Raw genomic sequence first — 638 nt, 5'->3', positions numbered from 1 at the left:
GTGTTTCATTCTGGTGTTATCATTTATTCAACCTTGTTTCTTGGTTTTGCGGTGTTTCAGGGAGACAGTATTAAAGCGTCGATCGTCTATTTTGGCTTCGACAACATCCGCTTTTTTAATCAGGCGCAGGTTTTCGTTCTCCCTCTGTTAAGTTATTTGTTGACCGTAAAGCGCATAGCCGTTGCCGCACACTTAATTTTGTTCGCAAATCTGATGTTAATGTTCGTTGGTGGTGGTCTTGGTATCGCATTGTGCTGGTCGTTAATGCTGTTCGCGCTGCTCTTTTTTAATAGAAGACTTCTTGTCGGTCTGTTAGTGCATACGTTAGTTGCGTTTGTATCTGCGTATGGGCTGCTTAATGGCTTTCAGCTTGACGAGGCTTCATCTGTGTCTGCCCAGTATTTGAGTGATGGGGGAAGGCTTCCGATATGGTTATCGGTTATTGATCATTTGCAGTGGCGTCATTTGCTTCTAGGCATTGGTCCTGGCCTATATTCAGATCTATCGGGTGTCAGTAGTGTAGGTCATCCTCATAATTTCTTGCTCGAAATGCTATATGAGTGGGGAGCAGTTGCCGTTGCCATCGCTCTGCTGATGGTTGGCTGGACAATGCGTTTGTACTTTGTTCATGTGTATCG

General features: G+C 44.7%; 1 protein-coding gene. It reads left to right on the top strand.

The features are described 5' to 3' along the window. Positions 1 to 638, top strand: a 638-nt coding sequence (locus tag A3750_RS04675) for an O-antigen ligase family protein (protein ID WP_197474891.1), incomplete at both ends; no start/stop codon positions are given.

It is taken from the genome of Oleiphilus sp. HI0079 (genome assembly GCF_001635105.1).
The sequence above is the reverse complement of the archived record's forward strand: the minus strand, read 5'-3'. Positions and strand labels throughout refer to the sequence as shown.